We start from the raw sequence: 23,018 nt of genomic DNA, 5'->3' as shown, positions 1-23,018 counted from the left end.
CATGAGAATCGACCCCGACAAGCTGATGCAGCGCCGCTTCGAACCGGTGGAGCAGACCTATACCTCCAAGGACTCCATCCTGTACGCGCTGGGATTGGGCCTGGGCCGCGACCCGCTGGACGCGCGCGAACTGCCCTTCGTCTACGAGGACCGTCAATTGGCCGTGCCGACCCAGGCCGCGGTGCTGGGATACCCCGGCTTCTGGATGAAGGAACCGGATACCGGCATAGACTGGCGCCGCGTGCTGCACGCCAGCCAGTCGGTGCAGCTGCATCGCCCCCTGGCGCCGGCCGGCACCGTCATCGGCCGCACCCGGATCAAGGACATCCTCGACAAGGGGCCCGACGTGGGCGCGCTGTTCTTCGTGGAGCGCACCCTGGAAACGCGCGACGGCGCCTTGCTGGCCACCGTGGAACAGGCGGTGATGGCGCGCGGCAATGGCGGCTTCGGCGGCGCCAGCGGCCCGTCACCGGCGGCGGTCAAGCTGCCTGAAAACACGCCCGAACATGTCTGCGATCTGCCCACGCTGACGTCCCAGGCCTTGCTCTACCGCTTGTCGGGCGACTTCAATCCCCTGCACGCAGATCCCGAAGTCGCCCGCGCGGGTGGCTTCGACCGGCCCATCCTGCATGGCCTCTGCTCTTACGGCATTGCCTGCCACGGGCTGCTGCGCATGCTGTGCGATTACGAGCCGGCCAGGCTGAAGCGCATCGACGTGCGCTTCAGCGCGCCGGTCTATCCGGGCGAGACCATCCGCGTCGAGGCCTGGGGCGCCAGCGGCGAGGTGCGTTTCCGCGCCACGGCATTGGAGCGCCAGAAGGTGGTGCTCAACAATGGACTGGCCATCATCGACCCGCCGCAAGGAGCCCGCGCATGAGGGGCATACTTTCCTTCGGCGCCTACATCCCGCGCCTGCGCCTGCAGCGCGAGGCGATCGTGCGCAGCCATTCCTGGTACGACGCGTCGCTGGCGGCGCATCGCGCCGGCCAACGCGCCATGTGCGGCTTCGATGAGGACGCCGTCACCATGGCGGTGGAAGCGGCGCGCGACTGCCTGAGCGGGACCGAAGCACGCGAGGTCGACGACCTGCTGCTGGCCTCGACCTCTCTGCCGTATGCCAGCCGGCTGAACGCCAGCATCGTGGCGCAGGCCTTGAATCTGGCCGAGGACGTCGGCGCCATCGACGTCGCGTCCTCGCAGCGCGGCGGCACCTCTGCCTTGATGCAGGCGCTGCGCGGCGGCAGCGGACGCAATGCGCTGGTCGTGGCCAGCGATCGCCGCAAGGCCAAGGTGGCCAGCGCGCAGGAGCTCCTGTACGGCGATGCCGCCGGCGCGGTACTGGTGGGCGACGGCGCAGCCATTGCCGAGCCCCTGGCGCTGGAGAGCCGCACCATCGACATGGCCGACCACTATCGGGGCGCGAACGCTGCCACCGACACCTACTGGGAAGAGCGCTGGATACGCGAGGAAGGCCATAGCGCGCAGATTCCGCAAGCCATTTCGGCGGCGCTGCGCCGGGCCGGCCTGGAGCCCGATCAGGTGGACACGCTGTGCGTGGCGCTGCCGCAAAAGGGCGCGGCGCAGCGGATCGCCAAACTGGCCGGCATCGCACCCGAACGCGTGCACGACACGCTGGCGGCGACAGTGGGCAACGCCGGCTGCGCTCATCCGCTGCTGATGCTGGCGCATGCGCTGGGCGCGGCGGAACCCGGCCAGGTACTGGTGCTGGTCGCATTCGGCCAGGGGGTCGACGTGCTGGTGCTGCGCACCACCCCGGCCCTGGCCGACCTGCCCCGCCGCCTGGGCGCGCAAGGCTGGCTGGCGCGCGGCAAGGCCGAGGACAACTACATGAAGTTCCTGGTTTTCAACGACCAACTTCCTCTGGAGCGCGGCATGCGCGCCGACAACGACAAGCTCACCCCGCTGTCGGTCGAGTACCGCAACCGCAAGGCGGTGCACGGCTTCCTCGGCGGACGCTGCAGCGCTTGCGGCACGGCCCAGTGGCCGCGCACCGACGTATGCGTCAACCCCGCATGCGGCGCCATCGGCACTCAGGAGGACTTGCCCTTTGCCGACACGCCGGCCCGGATCATGAGCTACACCGCGGACCGCCTGGCCTATACGCCCAATCCGCCGGCTTGCTACGGCATGGTGCAGTTCGAAGGCGGAGGCCGTCTGATGATGGACTACACCGACATGGACGAAGACGAACTGGCGGTGGGGCTGGCGCTGCGCCTGAGCTTTCGCATCAAGGCGCAAGACGCCGCGCGCGGCTACACCCGCTATTTCTGGAAGGCGATGGTCGCCGACCTTACGGAGAACAGGCATGGCAACAGGCATTCGTGACAAGGTGGTGATCCTGGGCATGGGCTGCTCGCACTTCGGCGAGCGCTGGGACCGCAGCGCGGAGAACCTGGCGGTCGAAGCCTTCGACGAATGCCTGCGGGACGCCGGAATAGGCAAGGAGCAGATCCAGGCGGCCTGGCTGGGCACCGGCATCGAAACCCAGCACTTGGGCAGCGGCGGCGTGCCGCTGGGCGTCGCCCTGAGACTGCCGAACATCCCTGTCTCGCGGGTCGAGAACTTCTGCGCGTCCGGGTCGGAGGCGCTGCGCGGCGCCGCCTATGCGGTGGCGTCCGGCGCCTGCGACTTCGCGCTGGCCTTCGGCGTGGAGAAACTCAAGGACACCGGCTACGGCGGTCTGCCCCAACGTCCGCGCGGTCCGCTCAACGATATCGTGTGGCCGAACATCAGCGCGCCCGGCTCGTTCGCGCAGCTTGCCAGCGCCTACCGCGCCAAGCACGGCGTCGATGCGCGGGACCTGAAGCGCGCCATCGCCCACATCTCCGTGAAAAGCCACGCCAACGCCGGCCGCAATCCCAAGGCCCACCTGCGCAACCCGATCAGCATGGAAGACGCGATCAACGCGCCGATGATCGCCGAGCCGCTGGGCCTGTATGACTGCTGCGGCGTTTCCGACGGCGCCGCCTGCGCCATCCTGACCACCCCGGACATCGCGCGCGGCCTGGGCAAGCGCGACCTGGTGGCGATCAAGGCGCTGCAGCTCGCCGTGTCCAGCGGCAGCGAAGCCGGCCACGACAGCTGGGACGGCAGCTACTTCCAGACCACGCGGGTAGCATCGGCCCGCGCCTATGAGGAGGCCGGGATAGGACGGCCGCGCGAACAGATCGACCTGCTGGAGGTGCACGACTGCTTCTCCATCACCGAACTGGTAACGATGGAGGACATGCACATCTCGGCCGAAGGCCGCGGCGCCCACGACGTGCTGGACGGCTTCTACGACGCCGACGGCACCATTCCCTGCCAGATCGACGGCGGTCTCAAGTGCTTCGGCCACCCCATCGGCGCGACCGGACTGCGCATGGCCTATGAGATGTACCTGCAGATGCTGGGGCGCGCCGGCGCCCGCCAGCGCGCCGACGACCCCGCCATCGGCGTGATCCACAACCTGGGCGGCTTTCCCTGGCAGAACGTGTGCAGCGTCTCTGTGCTGGGCAAGTACGGCGCCTGAACAGCGCCGCAACGGACGACAAGGAGACACAACATGTTGATGGACGACTACCAATCACCCTGGCGCACGCCCGAGATCGAACAATTCCAGCAAACCGCCCGCCGCTACTGGAACGCCGAACTGCTGCCGCGCCTGCCGGCCTGGGAAGCGCAAGGCGGCATCGACCGCGAGGTCTGGAACCAGCTCGGCGCAATGGGCTTCCTGCTGGCGGACCTGCCGTCGGAATACGGCGGCGGCGACGGCGACTACGCCCATCTGGCGGCGCTGGTCGAGGTCAGCGCGGAATGCGGTTTCGGCCCCGGCTTCGGCCCGCATTACATCGTCGCCCACTATCTGCACCACTACGGCAGCGAGGAGCAGAAGCGGCGCTGGCTGCCGGGCATGGGCAACGGCGAAATCGTCGCGTCCATCGGCATGACCGAGCCCGGCGCCGGTTCCGACCTGCAAGGCATCAAGACCCGCGCGCGGCGCGATGGCGACAGCTATGTGATCACCGGGTCCAAGACCTTCAACACCAACGGCCACCACGCCGACCTGGTAATGCTGGCGGTGAAGACGGACGCCAGCCTCGGCGCCAAGGGCGTGTCGTTGCTGATGGTGGAAACCCGCGACCTGGCAGGTTTTCGGCGCGGCGAGCCGCTGGACAAGATCGGGCTCAAGGCGCAGGACACCGTCGAGCTCTTCTTCGACGAAGCCAGAGTGCCCGCCGCCAACCTGCTGGGCGCCGCGGAGGGCCAGGGATTCTCCCAGATGATGGCGCAACTGCCCTATGAGCGGCTGCTGATCGGCATACGCGCCGTCGGCAGCATCGAGCGGGCCTTGCGCCTCACGCTGGAACACGTGCACCAGCGCCAGGCCTTCGGCCAGCCGCTGTTCAAGCTGCAGAACACGCGCTTCGAGTTTGCCGAGATGAAGACCGAGGCCACGCTGGCGCGGGTCTTCATCGACCAATGCATCGCCTGGCAGCAACAAGGACGGCTGGACGCCGCCACCGCCGCGATGGCGAAATGGTGGGGCACGCAGAAAGAATGCGAGACGGTCGACCGCTGCCTGCAGCTCTTCGGCGGATATGGATTCATGCGCGAATACCCGATAGCGCGCATGTACCTGGACTCGCGCGGCCAGAAGATCTATGGCGGCGCCAACGAGGTGATGAAGGAGATCATCGCCCGTCAACTGGCGCCGCGATGATGACCGCAAGCGACGCCAAGACAGGCCCCCTGGCCGGGCTCCGGGTACTGGACATCGCCACGGTGCTGGCCGGCCCCTTCGCCGCCACCTTGCTCGCCGACTACGGCGCCGACGTGCTGAAGCTGGAGTTGCCGCGCAAGGGCGACGGCATGCGCGCCTTTCCGCCGTTCAAGGACGGCAGAAGCATCTGGTGGAAGACTGCCCAGCGCGGCAAGCGCTTCGCCACGCTGGACTTGCGCACGGCCGAGGGCGCCGGCATCTTCAAGCAGCTGCTGCCGCAATTCGACGTGCTGATCGAAAACTTCCGGCCAGGCACGCTGGACCGCTGGGGCCTGACCAAGGAAGTGCTGTGGTCGCTGAAGCCGAACCTGGTGATCCTGCGGGTCACGGGATTCGGCCAGTCCGGCCCCTACTCGGAGCGGCCGGGTTTCGCGCGGATCTTCGAAGCCATGGGCGGGCTGACCACCATCACAGGCCATGCCGATGACGAGCCCATGCACGCAGGCATGCCGCTGGGTGATTCCATAGGCGGGCTATTCGGCGCCATCGGCATCCTGACGGCGCTATGGCCGCGGGCGCGCGACCCCGACCGGCCCGGCGAGGAGATCGACCTTGCGCTGACGGAGTGCATCACCCGGTTGCTGGACTTCATGCCCGGGGTCTACCAGCAGCTCGGCACGGTGCCCGCCCGTAACGGCAACCGCAGCCCCTACTCCGCGCCTTCCGCGGTCTACCGGACGCGCGACAACCACTGGGTATCCATGGCGGGCTCGATCGATTCCATGTTCGCCAACAACTGCCGCGCCATCGGCCGCCCGGACCTCGCGCAAGACCCGCGTTTCGCCGACAACGCCAGCCGGGTCCGACATGAACAGGAATTGAACCGCGTCTTCATCGACTGGTGCGCCGGGCACGACCTGGAGCAGGTCCTGGCCGCCTTCGAACAGGCCAACGGCACGCTGGCGCCGATCTATGGCATCGACCAGGTGGTCAAGGATCCCCACGTGGTGGCGCGCCGTTCCATCGTCGACGTCCCCGACCGCGACTTCGGCATGCTGCAGATGCCCGGCGTCGTGCCGCGCTTCACCCGCGATCCGACGGAGCCCAGGCACGCCGGCGCGGAGCTGGGACAGGACAACGAGGCTGTCTACGCCGATCTGCTGGGGCTGTCGCCAGACAGCATTGCCCGGTTGCGCGCGGCAGGCGTGATCTAAGCGTTCAACATGCACAAGGGAGACAAAGAATGCAAAATGCCATCCGCCTGACCGCGTTCATGATCGCCGCGCTGGCGGCGTCCGGCGCCCGCCCCGCCGCCGCGGCCGCCCCCTACCCCGACCAGCCGGTGCGGCTGATCGTGCCGTATCCGGCGGGCGGCGCGGTCGACGGCGCCGCCCGCATCCTGGCCGAGCGTTTGAGCTCGCTATGGAGCCAGGCCGTGATCGTCGAGAACCGCCCCGGCGCGTCCGGCCGCATCGGCCTGGCCTTGGCCGCCAAAAGTCCGCCCAGCTACACCTTGGTCGCGGCCACCAATTCCACGCTGAACGAACAGCTGACCCGCGGCCAGGAAGGCGCAGCGCCAGCGGCCGCGACCCTGCTGCCCGTCTCCACCCTCTTCACCACGCCGGTCGCGCTGCTGGTCAACCGGCAGGCGGTTCCGGCGGAAAACCTGGCGCAGTACGTTGCGCTGGCCCGCGAAAAACCAGGTTCAGTAAGCTTCGGTTCCAGCGGCGAAGGCACGAGCACCCACTTCTTCGGCGAACTCCTCAAGCGCGACAAAAGCATCGACATCACCCACATTCCCTTTGCGGGAGAAGGCCCCAATCTCAGCGGCCTGATAGGGGGGCATGTCGGCAGCGCCTTCCTCAGCGCATCCGGCGCCACCAAGGCGGCCCAGACCGGCAAGACCCGCGTGCTGGCCGTCACCACGCCCGGGGGTTCCGCGCTGCTGCCCGGCGTGCCCAGCTTCGCCCAACTGGGTATCGCCGGCCTGGACCGGGACACCTGGGTCGGCCTCTACGCGCCTCCCGGCACACCGCAGCCCGTGGTCGATCAAATCACGAAGGATGTTGCCACCGTGCTTGCGTCGAGCCAGGTGCGCGAACGCTATGCGCAACTGGGGCTGATCGCCGAAGGCGGCTCGTCCGACGATCTCGCCGCGCGGATGGAGGACGACAGCCAGTATTGGGCCCGGGTCGTGCAGCAGACGGGGATCACCCTGAGGTAGCCATCCCGGCCGTCTCCAACTTCCGTAAGGCTCTGAATAAATTGGCGAAAGTAGTACTCTGGACATAGCAGCAGCGCCGCCCTGCCGTCCGGCGCCGCGCGTCGGAGGAATCCTGCTCATGGCCGCCCCGATCCTGAGCCTGCTGTCCCGAAGCTGTGCCATGCTACGCAAGCTGCGCCGCGTGGCGGTGCTGTTGGCGGCGGCGGCAATCTGTTCGGGCGGCGCGGGCGCGCAGCCTGCCGGCGGCCCGCAAGTCGCTGTGGTGCTGTCCCTGGACGGCATCGTCGGCCCGGCCACGGCGGACTACGTCATCCGCGGCCTGGAGGCGGCGCGGCAGCAGAACGCGGCGGCGGTCGTGCTGCGCATAGACACGCCGGGCGGACTGGACGCCTCCATGCGCGACATCATCCGTGCGATTCTCGCGTCGCCGGTTCCCGTGATTTCCTATGTGGCGCCCAACGGCGCGCGCGCCGCCAGCGCCGGCACTTACATTCTCTACGCCAGCCACGTCGCGGCCATGGCCCCGGCCACGAATCTGGGCGCGGCCACGCCCATCGCGCTGGGCGGCAGCCCGCCCCGGCCGGCCGACAGCCCTTCCGGACCGGCTGACCCGACAGACAAGAAGCCCCCCGCGGACAAGACCGCACCCGCCGCGCCGAAGGACGCAGGCGAAGCCAAGGCCATCAACGACGCCGTGGCTTATATCCGGTCGCTCGCCGCGCTGCGCGGCCGCAATGCCGACTGGGCTGAACAGGCCGTGCGCGCCGCCGCCAGCCTCACGGCCGGCGAAGCACGCGCGCAGAACGTGATCGACCTGATCGCGGACGACGTGCCCGACTTGCTGGCCAAAGCCGACGGACGCCGCGTCCGGGTCGGCAACGCCGAGACCACCCTGCACACCCGCGACTTGCGCCAGATCGCGCGCGAGCCGGACTGGCGTACCCAAGTGCTCAGCGTCATTACGAATCCCAATCTGGCGCTGCTGCTATTGATGGCGGGCGTGTACGGTTTGATCTTCGAATTCATGAGTCCGGGCGCCCTGTTTCCGGGCATCTTCGGCGCCATCTGCCTGCTGGTCGGCCTGTACGCCCTGGCTGCGCTGCCGCTGACTTATGCCGGAATCGCGCTGGTCTTGCTAGGCACGTCGCTCATGGTGGCGGAGATATTCGCGCCTACGCTGGGCGTGCTGGGCGTGGGCGGCGCGGTTTCCTTCGTGCTCGGCGCCATTCTGCTCATCGACACGGACACGCCGGCCTTTGGCGTGTCCGTGCCGCTGATGGCGGGAATCGCCGCGGCCAGCCTGGGGATGACCTTCCTGATCGGCCGACTGGCCTTGCGCTCGCGCCGCGCGCCGGTCGTCAGCGGCGCCGAAGCGCTGATCGGACTGCGGATCAAGGTGCTGAGCTGGGCGGACGGGCAAGGCTACGTGGCGGCGGTGGGAGAACGCTGGCGCGCGGTGGGTCCGGCCGGGCTCGCGGCTGGCGACACCGTGGTGATCACCGCCGTCCGAGGCGTGACCTTGCATGTGCAGCCAGACACAGGCCTGCCGCCGTCCCAGCGGTGACGCCCTCCCTTCGGGCCACGCCGATACCCTACTCAAGCGGAGTCAGCCATGTTGATGAACCTCGCCTTCTATGCCCCCATCCTGGCGCTGGCCGTCGCGCTGTTCGCCCTGTCGGTCCGCATCCTGCGCGAGTACGAGCGCGGCGTGATCTTTACGCTGGGCCGCTATACCGGAGTCAAGGGTCCGGGGCTGATCCTGCTGATACCGGTGGTGCAACAGATGGTGCGCGTGGACCAGCGCATGACCGTGTTCGACGTGCCCAGCCAGGACGCGATCTCGCGCGACAACGTGTCGGTCAAGGTGAATGCCGTCATCTACTTCCGCGTGATCGATCCGGAGCGCTCCGTGATCCAGGTGGAGAACTTCCGGCAAGCCACCAGCGAACTGGCGCAGACCACGCTGCGCTCCGTGCTGGGCAAGCATGATCTGGACGAGCTGCTATCGGAGCGAGACAAGGTGAACAATGCGGTGCAGAGCATTCTGGATGCGCAGACCGACGCCTGGGGCATCAAGGTGGCGAATGTGGAGATCAAGCACATCGACCTGAACGAAGGCATGATCCGCGTCATCGCCCGGCAAGCCGAGGCGGAGCGCGAGCGACGCGCCAAGATCATCCACGCCGAAGGCGAGGAGCAGGCCGCACAGATGCTGCTGAACGCGGCGCGCACGCTCTCGGAACAGCCCGAAGCGATGCAGCTGCGCTATCTGAGCACGCTCGCCATGATCGGTGCGCAAAACAGCTCGACCATCGTCTTTCCCTTTCCGGTCGAGTTCAGCCGCCTGCTCAAAGGGCTGGCGGGGAAGGACCAGGAGCCGCCTGCCGGCCCCTGACCTTGCGCTAGGCTGCCGCCTTGCCCGCCTCCTGCAACTGCCGCCACTGGATCTTGCCGGTGCTGGACTTGGGCAAGGCATCCACGAACTCCACGATGCGCGGCGCCTTGTAGGCCGCCATGCGGGTCCGGGCCCACGCGATCACGTCTGCTTCGCGCACACTGCCGCGCGCCTCGTCGCGCAATACCAGCAGGGCCTTCACCGTTTCACCGCGGCAGGCGTCCGGCACCCCGATCACGCAAGCCTCGTGCACTGCCGGGTGCTCGTACAGGGCGTTCTCCACTTCCGCCGGCCAGACCTTGTAGCCGGATGCGTTGATCATGCGCTTCAGGCGGTCGGTCACGTAAAAATAGCCGTCTTCGTCCACCCGGCCGAGGTCGCCGGTGCGGAAGTAGCGTTGACCATCCAGCACGAAGAAGGCATCGGCGTCGGCCTGCGGGTTGTTCCAGTAGCCCAGCATGACCTGCGCGCCGCGCGTCACGAGTTCACCGGTCTCGCCCTGGGGCAGCTCGGCCAGCGTGGCCGGATCCACGATCCGCGTGTCCACGCCGAAAGTGGGCACGCCTATGCATTGGCGCTTGTTGCGGTCCAGTGGATTGCAATGCAAGAACGAGGCGGTTTCCGTCAGGCCATAGGCCTCGTTGTAGGTGATGCCATAGCGCTTGGCCAGCATGGCCGAGACCGCTTCGGGCATGGGCGCGCCGCCTCCGCACAGCTGCGCCAGGCCGGACAGGTCCAGTTCTTCGATGCCCGGCTGCGCGAAGAAGTCCACGATCATCGCGGGCGGCGCGGCCCAGACGCTGACGCGATGGCGCGCCATCAACCGGGCGGCCACCTGGCGGTCCCAGCGCGGCAACACCACCACCGTGGCGCCCAGCAGGATGGGCGTGTTCATGCAGCTCTGCATGCCCAGCAGGTGGAACATCGGCGCCACGCCCATGATGACCGCCTCGGACGTCAGGCCGCGCCACAGCTGCGAACCGGCCAGGGACGCGCCCATGGTGCCGTGGGTATGGCGGCAGCCCTTGGGCCGGCCGGTGGTGCCGGATGTGTAGGGCAACAGGCAAAGATCTTTCGCCCGCGCCCGGTGCGGCAAGGGCTGGGCGTTGACCGCCAGCGCACCGTACCAGGGCACGCCCCCGCGCACATCGGGCACGCGCCTGGGCGCGGCGACCCAGTCCGGTGCGTCGGGAGCCGGGCCATCCAGATAGTCCGAATAGGTGTGGACGATGACACGATCCAAACGCTTATCCTCGACAAAACCGTTCAGCCGCGCGCACAGTTCCTGCGCGGCGAAAGCCACCCGGGCGCCGCTGTCGTCCAGGTAATGCGCCAACTCCTCCGGCGTGCTCATGGCGTTGACCGGCACGACCACGGCATCGGCGCGGAGGATGGCGTAGTACGCGATGACGAACTGCGGACAGTTCTGGCTCAGCAGCAGGACGCGGTCTCCCGCCTTCACGCCCGCGCTATGCTGCAGATATCCGGCCATCGCGTCGACCTCGCGCCTCAGCCGCGCGTAGTCGAGCACGGTCTCGTAGAACACGATGGCCGGCTTGTCCGGATAGCGCGTGGCGGACGCCTCCAGGTTGAAGCAAAGACTGGACTGCGGCGGGGTGATTTCCTTCGGCAGCCCCTTGGGCCAAAACCGATAGTGCGCTTGCTGCATCTTGTCTCCTCGTGCTTGTTGCGGTTCCTTCCCATGCGCCTCAGGCGGTCATGGCGCGCGCAATGATTTCCTTCATGATCTCGTTGGAACCGCCGTAGATCTTGCCGACCCGCGCGTCCGCGTACATCCTGGCTATCGGGTATTCCAGCATGTAGCCGTATCCGCCGTGCAACTGCAGGCATTCGTCGATCACCTGGCAGTTCATCTGCGTGGTCCACCACTTGGCCATGGCCGCCGTGGACAGGTCCAGCGTGCCAGCCAGCTGGCGTTCTATGCAATCGTCGACGAAGCGCGCCGCGATGGTGGCGACCGTCTCGCACTCGGCCAGCTTGAAGCGCGTGTTCTGCAGCTCGATGAGCGCCTGGCCGAAGACTTGGCGGGTACTGGCGTAGGCCACGGTTTCCTCAATGGCGCGCCGCATGGTGGCCACCGCGCCCACCGCGATCAGCAGGCGTTCGCGCGGCAGCTGCTGCATGAGCTGGGCAAAGCCGCGGCCTTCGACGCCGCCCAGGAGGCAGTCCTCGCCCACGCGCGCGCCATCGAAGAACAGTTCCGCCGTGTCCAGGCTTTTCTGGCCCAGTTTCTCCAGCAGCCGCCCGCGCCTGAAGCCTGCCAAGTCCTGCGTTTCCACCATGATCAGCGAAACGCCCCGCGCGCCCGCCTGCGCATCGGTCTTGGCCACCACGCAGACCAGGTCCGCATGCAGGCCATTGGTGATGAAAGTCTTGGAGCCGTTGAGCACGTACTCGCCGCCGTCCTTGGTAGCGGTAGTGCGCACGCTCTTCAGGTCGGACCCCGCGCCCGGTTCGCTCATGGCGATGGCGCCCACGAGTTCACCCGTGGCCATGCGCGGCAGCCAGCGTTGCTTTTGCGCTTCGGTGCCGTAGTTCAGGATGTAGTGCGCCAGGATGGCGCTATGCACGTTGTTGCTGAAGCCATGGACCATGGCGCGCGCCTGCTCCGCCCCCACGATGGCCTCGTGAGCGAAGCTGCCCCCGCCGCCGCCATAGGCCTCGGGCATGCTCACGCACAACAATCCCAGGCGGCCCGCCTTGTTCCAGACCTCGCGGTCCGCGTGCTGCTGCTTGCGCCAGCGCTCTTCGTCGGGCACGAACTCCTTTTCGAAGAGGCGCCGCGTCGAATCCTGGAACAGCGTCAGGTCCGCGTCCATCCAGCCTTGCCGTGGCGTGTCCATGCTCTTTCCTCCTGTCCTCAAGGACGGCCACCGCCCACGACCAGGACCTGGCCGCTGACGTAGTTGGACTCGGGCAGGCAGAACAGGTACACCGCCCCCGCGGCTTCCGCCGGCGTGCCGGCCCGGCCGATGGGAATCAGACTCTCGGCGTTCTTCAGCACCTGCGGATTGACGCCCACCTTGATCTGCCGGCCTTCGATATCCAGCGTGGCGTCGCCGTCGGCGGACGCTTCCGTCAGGCGCGTCTTGATCAGCCCGAAAGCCACGCTGTTGACGTTGACCTTATAGCGGCCCCATTCCTTGGCCAGCGCGCGCGTCAGGCCGTTGATGCCGGCCTTGGCGGCGGAATAGTTCGCCTGGCCAGCATTACCCATCACGCCGGAAGTGGACGAGATGTTCACGACCTTGCGGAACACCTCCTTGCCTTGTTCCGCTTCGGTCTTGGCAGCCACGCGGATGAAGCCGGACGCGGCGCGCAGGATGCGGAACGGCGCGGACAGGTGCACGGCCAGGATCGCGTCCCATTGTTCGTCCGTCATCTTCTGGATCACGTTGTCCCAGGTGTAGCCAGCGTTGTTGACGATGATGTCCAGGCCGCCGTAGGTGTCCACGGCGGTGCCGACGAAACGCTCGGCGAAGCCTGTTTCGATCACGCTGCCGGCGCAGGCCTGCGCCTGGCCGCCCAGCTTGCGGATCAACGCGACGGTTTCCTCCGCCGGCCCCGCGTCCAGATCATTCACCACCACGCTGGCGCCTTCGAGCGCCAGCTTCAGCGCAATCTCCTGGCCGATGCCGCGTCCTGCGCCCGACACCAGCGCCACCTTGCCTTCCAATGTACCCATCGCACTCTCCTTCTCTTGGTTTACCGGACCGCCAGTACCGCCACGCCGCTCAGGCGCAGTTCTCCGGTCTGGCTGCGCGCATGCAGTTCCACCCGCAGGCGGGCTTCCCCCTGCGCTTCAAAGCGTTCGACCACGCGACCGGTGCAGCGGACCTCGTCGCCCACATGCGTGATCGCCACGAAACGCACGGCGTACTCGCGCAGCGCCGATTGCGGCGCCCAGTTCGTCAGCAGGCGGGCCAGATAGGCGGCTGACAGCATGCCGTGGGCGAATACGTCGTCCATGCCCGCGGCGCGGGCGAAATCAAGGTCCACGTGTATCGGGTTGTGGTCGCCCGAGGCGCCGCAGTACAGCGCCAGCCCCAGCCGGCTGACCGGCCCGGCGGAAAAGCCGGGCAGTTCGTCGCCGGCCCGGGCGTCATGGTTCATGGCTGTGCTCATCGCGCGCTCCTCAGGCATTGCGCACGACCGTGGTCGCGCGCAGTTCGGCGACCAGGCGCCCGGCGGCGTCGGTCACCCGGGTTTCGCGCACGACGAATTCCAGCGCGCCGCCCTTCTTGGCGTAGATGTCGGCGATGCGCGGTTCGAAGCGCAGTTCGTCGCCGGCATGCGCCATGGCGTGGTAAACGAAAGCCTGCTCGCCATGCAGCACCCGGGCAATGTCGATGCCCAATAGTTCACGCATGGCGGCAGGACGGGGACTGGCCATCTCCAGGCAGAAGAGGAAGGTCGGCGGCACCGGCAATCCCGGGTGTCCGGCCGCACGCGCGGCGGCCTCGTCGATGTAGACCGGGTCGTCCTGTCCGGTAGCCTGGGCGAAAAAGCGCAGACGGCCCGTCTCCACGGTCGCGTTGAACGCCGGCAAGACGGCGCCAATATGACTGGTATCCAGCATGACGTTCTCCTCAAGCTGCCTGGTACAGCGTCACCACGCAGGCGCCGCCCAGTCCCAGGTTGTGCTGCAGCGCCAGCCTGGCGCCCTCGACCTGACGCAGATCCGCCTGGCCGCGCAGTTGCCACACCAGCTCGGTGCATTGCGCCAGTCCGGTAGCGCCCAGCGGATGGCCCTTGGACAGCAAGCCGCCGGACGGATTGGTCACGACCTTGCCGCCATAGGTGTTGTCGCCCTCCAGGATGAACTTCTCGGCGGTGCCCTCCGGCGTCAGGCGCAGGCCCTCGTAGGTGATCAACTCGTTGGCGGTGAAGCAGTCGTGCAGTTCCACCACGTCCACATCGTCGGGGCCGATGCCCGCAGCTTCATACACCTGGTCGACGGCGGCCCGCGTCATGTCAAAGCCCACGACCTTGCGCATGTCGCCTGCGCCGAAGGTGGACGGAGTGTCTGTCGTCATGGCCTGCGCGGCGATGCTCACGGCGGGTGCGAGGCCGTGGCGGCGGGCGAACTCGTCCGAGCACAGGATGGCGGCCGCCGCGCCGCAAGTGGGCGGGCAGCATTGCAGGCGCGTCAGGGGATCGAAGATCATGGGCGCGGCCAGCACCTCGTCCAGCGTGACCGTCTGGCGGAACACCGCGTAGGGGTTGCGCGCGGCATGCTGGCGCGCCTTGACCGCGATGCGCGCGAAGATGTCGGCGCCGATGCCGTGTTCCTTCATGTAGTCGCGGCCCGCGCCGCCGAAGAACTGGGCCGCGCGCGGCTTGGCCGTGTCATAACCTTGCATTTCGGTCATCACCGAGATGAAATCGTGCAAGGGCAAAGGACGATCCTCATACACGCTCTTCAGCGCGCCGGGCACCATCTGCTCGAAGCCCACTGCCAGCGCGCACTCCACCGCGCCGCTTTCCACGGCCTGGCGCGCCAGGAACAGCGCCGAGGAACCTGTCGCGCAATTGTTATTGACGTTGAATACCGGAATACCGCTCAGCCCCACGCCATAGACCACTGCCTGTCCGGCAGTCGAATCGCCGTAGACGTAACCCGCGTAGGCCTGCTGGACCGCGTCGTATTGCAGTCCGGCATCCCGCAATGCCTCGCGCACGGCGCGCGCGCCCATGACGGTATATGCCTCGCTGGCGCCGGGCTTGCTGAACGGGATCATGCCTACCCCTGCCACCCATACTTTCCGATTCATGCCTGATTCTCCTGATGAGCGGGCGCGGCCACAGCCGCGCTCCTGGATTCATGGTTCTGTCGCAGCGCGGACTTCAGCACTTTGCCCGCGGCCGACATGGGCAACTCGTTGAGGAACTCATAGGTCTTGGGACACTTGTAGGCGGCCAGCAGCTGGCGGCAATGCCCGTCCAGGGAGTCCGCATCCACCGCCGCGCCGGAACGCGGCACGATCACCGCGTGCACCGCCTCGCCCCAGCGCGCATGCGCCACGCCGATGACCGCGCAACGCGCCACCAGCGGATGGCGGGCCAGCGCGCCTTCCACTTCGGCCCCGTAGATGTTTTCGCCGCCGCTGACGATCATGTCCTTGATCCGGTCCACGATGTACAGATAGCCGTCTTCGTCCTGACGGGCGGCGTCGCCCGTCAGCAGCCAGCCCTGGTTGAACGCGCGGCGAGTTTCCTCGGGCCGGTTCCAGTAGCCCTGCATCACCATGGGTCCACGCACCGCCAGTTCGCCGACAACGCCTGGCGCCGCCTCGCTGCCGTCGGGCGCGAGAATGCGCGTTTCCACGCCGATAGCTGGCCGCCCCGCCGATTCGGTGCGCGCGCCGCCCTCGCGCACCTCGGCATTGATGGCCACGGTGGCGGCGGTTTCCGTCATGCCGTACGCATGCACGAATTCCGCTTGCGGAAAGGCCGCCAGCGCGCGGTCGAGCAAGGCCCGGGAAATCGGCGACGCGCCCCAGATCACGCGCTGCACGCCGCCCAGCCAATATTGCGCGAACCCGGGTTCATCCAGCAGCATCTGGATCATGCTGGGCACCAGCAACACCTCGGTTACGCCATCGTCCTGCAGAGCTTGCAGCACCGCGCGGGGCTGGAAGCCGCGCTGTATCGCCACCGATGCACCCGCGACAAATTGTCCGATCAGCCGCCCCAATCCGGCTACGTGAAAGAGCGGCGCCACCAGCAGGGTATGACTGTCGGGCGACGTCGGGACAGTGGCCATCCTGGCCACTGCGGCGCTCCACAAATTTGCATGCGTCAGCATGGCGCCCTTGGGCGCTCCGGTCGTGCCGCCGGTAAATAGAATCGCGGCCAGCGTGTCGCCACCCGCGCGGACATCCTCCTGCGCCACCGCCGTGGTGGCGTGAGCTTCCAGGACCTCGGCAGACAGCGGTTCCGTGCCGGCGGGAATGTCGATGGAAGCCATGCGCGGCGCCATCGTCTCGTCCACCAGCAGCAGGCGCGGGCTGCAATCGGCCAGCGCTTGCGCAAGCTCTGCGCCGCTCCAGCGCGTATTCAGCGGCACCACCACCGCGCCCAGCCACCAGCACGCCAGGATCCACGACACATAATCCGCGCCGTTGGCGCTCCAGAACGCCACGCGATCGCCCGGCAGTACGCCATGGCCGCGCAGCACGGCGGCCTTGCGCGCGGTCCAATCGATCAACCCGGCGTAGGTCCAGCATCTTGCGTCTTCGCGCAACGCGATCTTTGCGGGGTGCAGCCGGCCTGCTCGATGCAGACCTTGTGTCAGATACATGGTGCTTGTCTCCTGCGGCGCGCGTAGGCTTGGGCGGATTCCAGTCCGGAACGGCATGCCTTCGTCGCGATGTCCCTAGCTTCTCCCTTGAGGCCGGATCGCGGCAATGGCCGCAGGCGTCAAACCGATAGGCGAAAAGTGTCAGCGGCCCGCGGGACCGCAAACCAGGCGGTTGCGGCGGTACTCGCCCGGCGATACGCCGGTCCATTTCTTGAAGGCGCGGTGGAAGGTGCTGGGTTCGGAAAAGCCCAGGCGCTCGGCGATTTCCATCAGGGAAAGATCGTGCCGGGCCAGGTATTCGACGGCGGCATCGCGTCGCAGATCGTCCTTCAAGGCTTGAAAGCCCTGGCCTTCCTCGCGCAGATGCCGCCGCAGCGTCTGCGGCGTCATCGCGAGCTGCGCGCTGACCTGGGCCAACGACGGCAATTCCTTGGAAAGGTCGTTGCGCAGCAGGCGCCGGATGCGGTCGGTCAGGGTGGTGCGGTCGTGGTACTTCACCAGCAGGTCGAACGGCGCATTAGCCAGGAATGGCTTGAGCGTCTGTCCGTTCTGCACGACAGGCAGGGCCAGCCAGCGCGACTCCAGCCACAGGCCGGTCACGGGCTGGCCATAGCGCACGGGCGCATAGAACAGCCTGTGCGCATCGACGCTGCGGGCGCCGCTGCTATAGTCCACGCCCAGGATGGGAATGCGCCGCGCGGCCAGCCAGTTGGCCACGCCCAGCGTGAAAAACAGAAAGCTGCGCTCGCCGTACCAGCGCGTACAGCTGCTGGGGCCGCGCGAGTCGAGCACGATGCGCGCGCGCTCGCCGCTGACGCACAGGCGGGCGGTGAAGTCGGGCAGCACGCCGTGGTAGTAGCGGAATGCCACGCGCAAGGCCTGCCCCACTGTGCCTTCGTGCAGCGCGAGCCGGCAGGCATGATCGAACGCCCCCATGGGAACGGGATGCTGGCCCATGCCGAGGAAGTCGTCCCGGGTCGCGCGGCGCAACACCCGCATTATCTGCGCCAGCTGCGCCTGCGAAACTCGCGCCATCGGCGCCTGCAGCAGGGCCGGCGGCACGCCGGCGCGCATCAGCACCCGTTCCACGTCCACGCCCCGGCTGCGCGCGCCTTGCAGGATCTGGGCGATATGCCCCACGGCGATGGTGTGATGGGTCATGAGCGAATCCTGCGGCTGGCGTACGCCGATGGATCGATGGTAGCCAAAGCCCGCGCGCGCAGGAATGGCCGGCGTGAGCATTCCCGCCAAGCGGAATCAGCGAATCCGCCATTGGTGGGCCGCAAAGCCGCGCCTAGACTGGGCCGAGCCCCTGGCGGGCATGCCACTTCGTATTTACGGGAGTCCCTCTTTGGATACGCCGAACACCGCTCCGCTCGCAGGCGTCAGGATCCTGGACCTGTCGCGGCTCCTGCCCGGTCCGCTGGGCGCGCAGTACCTGGCCGACCTGGGTGCCGATGTGATCAAGATCGAAGACACGCAGGCGGGCGACTATGCGCCCGCGCCGCTGCGCGCCCTCTGCAACCGCAACAAGCGCGGGTTGCGGCTGGATCTCAAGCATCCCGAAGGGCAGGCGGCGCTAGCCGCGCTGGTGCGTAGCGCGGACGTGGTGATCGAGAGCTTCCGGCCCGGCGTGACCGCGCGGCTGCAAGCCGACTACCCCACCCTGGCGCGGCACAATCCCCGGCTGGTCTACTGCAGCATCACCGGCTACGGACAGGACGGCCCGCAGCGCGACGCCGCCGGCCATGACCTGAACTATGCCGCCTGCGCCGGCGTCGCCGACCAGATGGGCTGCGGGCCCGATCTGCCGGCGTTGTCCAACCTGCCGGTGGCCGACATTCTTGGAGGCTCGCTCACCGCGGTGATGGGCATATTGGCCGCGCTGTACGACGCCCAGCGCAGCGGGCGCGGACGTTATATCGATATCGCCATCGCCGACGGCCTGCTGGCCGCCGCCGTGGTGCCGCTGGCCACGCTCAACGCCCGCGGCGACACGCGCCCGGCGGGCGCCGATACCTTGTCCGGCGGACTGGCCTGCTATGGCCAGTACCGCGCCGCGGACGGGCGCTATCTGGCGGTCGCCGCGCTGGAGCCCAAGTTCTGGGAAACGCTGTGCCGGCGGCTGGAACGCCCCGACCTGGCGCCGCTGCACCGCAACGGCGACGCGACGCAGCAGGCGCACGTGCGCAGCGAGCTGCAACAGCTGTTCGGCACGCGGCCGCTGGCGCACTGGCTGGCGTTGCTGGAAGACGCCGACTGCTGCGTGTCGCCCGTGCTCAAGCTGGCGGAAAGCCTGGAGCATCCACAGTTCGTCGCCCGCGGCCTGCCGCTGCAAACCGAGCACCCGGCCTATGGCCGCCATGCCCAGGTCGCCAGCCCGGTGAAGATGTCGGGCTTTCAGTTCGCCATCCACCGCCAGGCCCCGCTGCCGGGCGAACACAGCAATCAGATCCTGCGCGAGGCCGGCTACAGCGAGCCCGACGTCGCCAGCCTGATCGGGCGTGGCATTGCGCTGTAGGCACATACGGCCAGCCCACCCGACACCTGCAGTACCCATAACCAGGACGGAGACATCCATGAACGATCCTCATCGCAGCCCCCCCTCGCCGCGACGCCGCAGCCTGCTCAAGCTGAGCGCGGCCCTGCCTGCCGCACTGGCCCTGCAGCGACCGGCCCGCGCCGCAGGCTTCCCGGCCCGCCCCGTCACGCTCATCGTGCCGTTTCCGGCGGGCGGCGCGACGGACACCCAGATGCGCGCGCTGGCGGTCGCGGCCTCGCGCGAACTGGGCCAGACGGTCGTCATCGCCAACCGGCCGGGCGCCGGCGGCACGCTCGGTCCCGCGGCCATGGCGCATACCGCCGCGCCGGACGGCTATACGGTGTCGGTGGTGGTGGGCACGCTGTTCCGCTATCCCTTCCTACAGCAGGTCAACTATGACCCGATCAAGGACTTCACCTACGTCGCCTGCATGACGGCCTACTCCTATGCCATCGTGGTGCGCGAGGACGCGCCCTGGCGCACGCTGGACGAACTGATCGCCGACGCGCGCGCCCATCCCGACAAGATCAGCTACGGCGGCACCGGCACGGGCGGTTCGGGACGCATCGCGATCGAACGCCTGTCGCGGCTGACGAATACGCGCTTCAACTTCATCCCATACAAGGGCGCGGCCGAGGAAACCACCGCGCTGCTGGGCGGCCATATCCAGATGGTGTCGGACGCCGGCTGGGGCCCCATGATAGACACCGGCAAGGCCCGCTTGCTGGCGGTGCTGGGCGAGGCCCGCGCCAAGCGCGTGCCAGACGTCCCCACGCTGACGGAGCTGGGCTACCCCATCGTCACGGCGAACCCGGTCGGCATCGCCGGTCCGAAGGGCATGGATCCCGAGGTGACGCGCGTCTTGCAGCAGGCCTTTCATCGCGCGTCCAGCGACCCGGAGTACAACCGCGCGCTGGAAACCGCCGACCAGCCCCACATGCTGATGGATAGCGCCGCCTATACCGACTTTGCGATCCGGCAGGTGGCGGAAGAGAAAAAGTTCGTGGCCGAGCTGGGCCTGAAGATGCAGTGACGGCTTGGAGCGCGCGCTGCCGTCGGCGCCCTCAGGCGGCGGGGTGCAGCATGCAGTCCCGCAAGCGCAGCACCGATGCGCAGGAAGTGTCGCGATGCGTCACCAGCGACAAGGACAGCGCATCATGCGCATCGGCGTCGGTCAGCGGCACGAAGGCCACGTGCGGGGTCGAGTATGCCCGCGTCACCCCAGGTACCAGCGCCAACCCCATGCCGCTGGCCACCAGGCTGATCAGCGTCTGCACCTGTATCGCCTCCTGGCTGATGCGCGGCGAGAAGCCCGCCTTCAGGCATAGCGCCTGCGCCACGCCGTGCAGGCCCGGCACCTTCAGGGGCGAGTACAGCACGAAGCTTTCGGCGCGGGCCCGCTGCAGGCTGACCGGCCCGCCCGCGGCCAACGGATGTCCCGCCGGCACGGCCAGGATGAGGTCGTCGCGCTCCACCACCCAGGAATCCAGCGCCGCGTCTTCCGCCAGGGGGCCGCGCACCAGGCCGGCGTCGATATCGTTGGCGCGCAGCATCGCCACCAGGCCGACCGTGCTGTCCTCGCGCAGGTCCAGCTGCACATCCGGATACTGCGCGCGGAAGGCCGGCAAATGACGCGGCAGCAGCATGTAGGTGGCCGAGCCGACGAAGCCCAGCCGCAGCGTGCCCCATTCGCCCAGCGCCACGCGGCGGGCGGCCTGGCGCGCTTGGTCGGCGTGGAACAGCGCGCGGCGGGCGTCCGCCATCAGCGCCTGCCCCGCAGGCGTAGTCGTCACGCCCTTGGCGCCGCGCACCAGCAGCGGCACGCCCACCGCATGTTCCAGTTTCTGGATCGAGACCGATAGCGCCGGTTGCGCGATATGCAGCGTGTCAGCGGCCCGCCGGTAGCTGCCCAGCTCCGCAATGGTGACGAACTGCCGGAGCTGCCGTAAATCGATAGCCATAACAAATTCCATATCGCCCAATACCTACGCCATATTAGACGTGTATGCGGCTGGCCGATAGGATTCCTGCCATGACAGCCTCTCCCCTATCCCGAACCAGCGCGCTGGGCGGCGTGCGCATCCTGGACCTGACGTCGGTGGTGTTCGGCCCCTATGCGTCGCAGATACTGGCCGACTATGGCGCCGACGTGATCAAGGTGGAAGCGCCCGCGGGCGATTCCACGCGCCACACCGGCCCCGCCCAGGAACCCGGGCTGGCCGCCATGTTCCTGGGCCTGAACCGCAACAAGCGCAGCATCGTGCTCGACCTGAAGCAGGCCGCGGCACGGCAGGCGCTCTTGACGATGGTGGACCAGGCCGACGTACTGATGCACAGCATGCGCCCGGCCAAGATGGCGGCGCTGGGATTGGGCCCGGATACGCTCTGCGCGCGCAATCCACGCCTGGTCTATGCCGGCCTGTACGGCTTCGGCGCGGGCGGCGCCTACGACGGCCGGCCTGCTTATGACGACATCATCCAGGGCCTGTCGGGCCTGGCCGACTTGGTCGACCGCCAGACCGGTGCGCCGCGCTACCTGCCTACCGTGGCGGCCGACAAGACTTGCGGCCTGGTCGCGGCGCACGCCATCCTAGCCGCCCTGTTCCAGCGTGAGCGCAGCGGCGCGGGACAGCAACTGGAGGTCCCCATGTTCGAGAGCATGGCGTCCTACGCGCTGGTCGAGCATTACTACGGCAGGCACCTGGCCGACCAGCCCGGCGAGGCGGGATATCCGCGCGTGCTCACGCCCTGGCGCAGGCCGTGCCAGACCGCCGATGGCCATGTCTGCCTGATGCCCTACACCGACGCCCACTGGCGGGACTTCTTCCTTGCGGCGGAACGCCCCGACCTGGCAGAGGACGCGCGCTTTGCCGACATCGCGTCGCGCACGCGGCATATCGAGACGCTGTACGAACTGCAGGCCGGCATCGTGGCCGCACGCGATACCGCCTATTGGCTGGCGCTGTGCGAACGGTTGGAAATCCCCGCCGCGCGCGTCAACCGCCTGCAGGACCTGGAGGCCGATCCGCACCTGCAAAGCGTGGACTTCTTCGAGCCGCTCGAAAGCGCCTCGGGCAGCCGCTACCGCTTTCCCCGCAACCCCGTGCGCCTGCAGCATTCCCACGTGCCGGCCGCCATGCCGCCGCGCCTGGGCGAGCACACGCTGGACGTGCTGCGCCAGGCCGGCCTGGACGAAGCCCTGATTTCCACGCTTCTGGAATCGGGCGCCGCCCGCGACCCGCTTTCCTCAACCCAGACCCACAGCAAGGATCCCGCATGACCACAGACCGCGACGCCGCCGACATCAAGCAGCTTGGCCATGGCTATTACTGGCAGGACCTGGCCGTGGGCCAGCGCTTCCACACCTTCCGCCGCACAGTGACCGAAACCGACATCGTGAACTTCATCAGCGTGACCGGCATGCTGGAAACGATCTTCATCGACGCCACCTATGCGCACGGCGCCATCCAGGGACGCCCCGCCCCCGGCGCGCTGACCTACGGCCTGATCGAGGGCCTGATCATGCAGGGCATGGTGCAAGGCACCGGGCTGGCGCTGCTGGAGGTCCACAAGAAAATGCTGGCGCCGGTGGTCGCGGGTGACACCATCTGGGCGGAGATCGAAGTCACGGGCATACGTCCCACCTCGCAGCACAACCGGGCGGTGGTCACGTCCGCCATCGAGGTCCGCAATCAGCACGGCAAGCCGGTGATGGCCTACACGGCCACGCGCATGCTGGCCGGCAGGCCCTGAAAGTTCATCAGACGGCCAAGCCTCCCCGCAGAGGGAGCTGGCGCCTGGACGCGGTTC

The 23,018-nt window shown here is 68.0% G+C and carries 21 protein-coding genes; 12 read left to right on the top strand and 9 right to left on the bottom strand.

Features of this window, described 5'->3' with window-relative positions; all coding sequences use genetic code 11:
- Position 1: 1 nt before the first annotated feature.
- The 8 genes from AC6LKD_RS08795 (at position 2) to AC6LKD_RS08760 (ending at position 9,342) form a co-directional block, all read left to right on the top strand.
- Positions 2-877, top strand: coding sequence for a MaoC family dehydratase (locus AC6LKD_RS08795; protein WP_498115925.1), 876 nt, complete (start codon positions 2-4; stop codon positions 875-877).
- Positions 874-2,346, top strand: coding sequence for a 3-oxoacyl-[acyl-carrier-protein] synthase III C-terminal domain-containing protein (locus AC6LKD_RS08790; RefSeq protein ID WP_498115924.1), 1,473 nt, complete (start codon positions 874-876; stop codon positions 2,344-2,346). Before AC6LKD_RS08795 ends, AC6LKD_RS08790 begins: the two co-directional genes overlap by 4 nt.
- A complete protein-coding gene (locus AC6LKD_RS08785) occupies positions 2,327-3,532 on the top strand; it encodes an acetyl-CoA acetyltransferase (RefSeq protein ID WP_013395398.1) in 1,206 nt (401 codons plus the stop codon). The genes AC6LKD_RS08790 and AC6LKD_RS08785 overlap by 20 nt, the downstream gene beginning before the upstream one ends.
- Positions 3,533-3,565: 33 nt before the next feature.
- Positions 3,566-4,723 (top strand): acyl-CoA dehydrogenase family protein, encoded by a 1,158-nt coding sequence (locus tag AC6LKD_RS08780; protein WP_498115923.1) that lies wholly within the window; start codon positions 3,566-3,568, stop codon positions 4,721-4,723.
- Positions 4,720-5,937: a CaiB/BaiF CoA transferase family protein gene (locus AC6LKD_RS08775; protein WP_498115922.1), complete on the top strand. Its 1,218-nt coding sequence runs from the start codon at positions 4,720-4,722 to the stop codon at positions 5,935-5,937. Before AC6LKD_RS08780 ends, AC6LKD_RS08775 begins: the two co-directional genes overlap by 4 nt.
- 29 nt (positions 5,938-5,966) lie before the next feature.
- The gene (locus AC6LKD_RS08770) at positions 5,967-6,947 is read left to right on the top strand and encodes a Bug family tripartite tricarboxylate transporter substrate binding protein (RefSeq protein ID WP_498115921.1); all 981 of its coding nucleotides are present in this window, start codon (positions 5,967-5,969) and stop codon (positions 6,945-6,947) included.
- Between the two features lie 118 nt (positions 6,948-7,065).
- Entirely contained in the window at positions 7,066-8,511 is a 1,446-nt protein-coding gene (locus AC6LKD_RS08765) for an NfeD family protein (protein ID WP_498115920.1), read from the top strand.
- A gap of 48 nt (positions 8,512-8,559) precedes the next feature.
- Positions 8,560-9,342 (top strand): slipin family protein, encoded by a 783-nt coding sequence (locus tag AC6LKD_RS08760; protein ID WP_013395403.1) that lies wholly within the window; start codon positions 8,560-8,562, stop codon positions 9,340-9,342.
- A gap of 7 nt (positions 9,343-9,349) precedes the next feature.
- Here the strand turns inward: AC6LKD_RS08760 and AC6LKD_RS08755 are convergent, their stop codons facing one another.
- The 8 genes from AC6LKD_RS08755 to AC6LKD_RS08720 form a co-directional block, all read right to left on the bottom strand.
- Positions 9,350-11,011, bottom strand: coding sequence for a long-chain fatty acid--CoA ligase (locus AC6LKD_RS08755; protein ID WP_498115919.1), 1,662 nt, complete (start codon positions 11,009-11,011; stop codon positions 9,350-9,352).
- Positions 11,012-11,051: 40 nt separating this feature from the next.
- The gene (locus AC6LKD_RS08750; RefSeq protein WP_498115918.1) at positions 11,052-12,206 is read right to left on the bottom strand and encodes an acyl-CoA dehydrogenase family protein; all 1,155 of its coding nucleotides are present in this window, start codon (positions 12,204-12,206) and stop codon (positions 11,052-11,054) included.
- Positions 12,207-12,223: 17 nt separating this feature from the next.
- Positions 12,224-13,048 (bottom strand): SDR family NAD(P)-dependent oxidoreductase, encoded by an 825-nt coding sequence (locus AC6LKD_RS08745; protein WP_498115917.1) that lies wholly within the window; start codon positions 13,046-13,048, stop codon positions 12,224-12,226.
- Between the two features lie 20 nt (positions 13,049-13,068).
- A complete protein-coding gene (locus AC6LKD_RS08740; protein WP_492277093.1) occupies positions 13,069-13,488 on the bottom strand; it encodes a MaoC family dehydratase in 420 nt (139 codons plus the stop codon).
- 10 nt (positions 13,489-13,498) lie between these two features.
- A complete protein-coding gene (locus tag AC6LKD_RS08735) occupies positions 13,499-13,942 on the bottom strand; it encodes a MaoC family dehydratase N-terminal domain-containing protein (protein WP_498115916.1) in 444 nt (147 codons plus the stop codon).
- A 10-nt stretch (positions 13,943-13,952) separates the two neighbouring features.
- The gene (locus AC6LKD_RS08730) at positions 13,953-15,137 is read right to left on the bottom strand and encodes a lipid-transfer protein (RefSeq protein ID WP_492277095.1); all 1,185 of its coding nucleotides are present in this window, start codon (positions 15,135-15,137) and stop codon (positions 13,953-13,955) included.
- On the bottom strand, positions 15,134-16,666 hold the full coding sequence (locus AC6LKD_RS08725) for a class I adenylate-forming enzyme family protein (RefSeq protein ID WP_498115915.1): 1,533 nt from the start codon (positions 16,664-16,666) through the stop codon (positions 15,134-15,136). Before AC6LKD_RS08725 ends, AC6LKD_RS08730 begins: the two co-directional genes overlap by 4 nt.
- Before the next feature lie 141 nt (positions 16,667-16,807).
- Positions 16,808-17,827, bottom strand: coding sequence for an AraC family transcriptional regulator (locus AC6LKD_RS08720; protein ID WP_498115914.1), 1,020 nt, complete (start codon positions 17,825-17,827; stop codon positions 16,808-16,810).
- 190 nt (positions 17,828-18,017) lie between these two features.
- Here AC6LKD_RS08720 and AC6LKD_RS08715 point away from each other — a divergent pair, with 190 nt between their 5' ends.
- On the top strand, positions 18,018-19,187 hold the full coding sequence (locus AC6LKD_RS08715) for a CaiB/BaiF CoA transferase family protein (protein WP_498115913.1): 1,170 nt from the start codon (positions 18,018-18,020) through the stop codon (positions 19,185-19,187).
- Between the two features lie 58 nt (positions 19,188-19,245).
- Positions 19,246-20,241 carry a tripartite tricarboxylate transporter substrate binding protein gene (locus AC6LKD_RS08710; RefSeq protein WP_013395413.1) on the top strand — a complete coding sequence of 332 codons (996 nt, stop codon included), beginning with the start codon at positions 19,246-19,248 and terminating at the stop codon, positions 20,239-20,241.
- A gap of 31 nt (positions 20,242-20,272) precedes the next feature.
- Here the strand turns inward: AC6LKD_RS08710 and AC6LKD_RS08705 are convergent, their stop codons facing one another.
- A complete protein-coding gene (locus AC6LKD_RS08705; RefSeq protein ID WP_492277100.1) occupies positions 20,273-21,169 on the bottom strand; it encodes a LysR family transcriptional regulator in 897 nt (298 codons plus the stop codon).
- Between the two features lie 71 nt (positions 21,170-21,240).
- On the opposite strand from AC6LKD_RS08705, the gene AC6LKD_RS08700 reads away from it, so the two are divergent.
- Both AC6LKD_RS08700 and AC6LKD_RS08695 read left to right on the top strand, forming a co-directional pair.
- A complete protein-coding gene (locus tag AC6LKD_RS08700; protein WP_498115912.1) occupies positions 21,241-22,488 on the top strand; it encodes a CaiB/BaiF CoA transferase family protein in 1,248 nt (415 codons plus the stop codon).
- Positions 22,485-22,961, top strand: a complete 477-nt coding sequence (locus tag AC6LKD_RS08695) for a MaoC family dehydratase (protein ID WP_498115911.1) — start codon at positions 22,485-22,487, stop codon at positions 22,959-22,961. The genes AC6LKD_RS08700 and AC6LKD_RS08695 overlap by 4 nt, the downstream gene beginning before the upstream one ends.
- Positions 22,962-23,018 lie beyond the last annotated feature (57 nt).

It is taken from the genome of Achromobacter sp. D7-1 (genome assembly GCF_059760445.1).
Note: the sequence above shows the minus strand (reverse complement) of the source record. Positions and strands in the feature narration are given on the sequence as shown.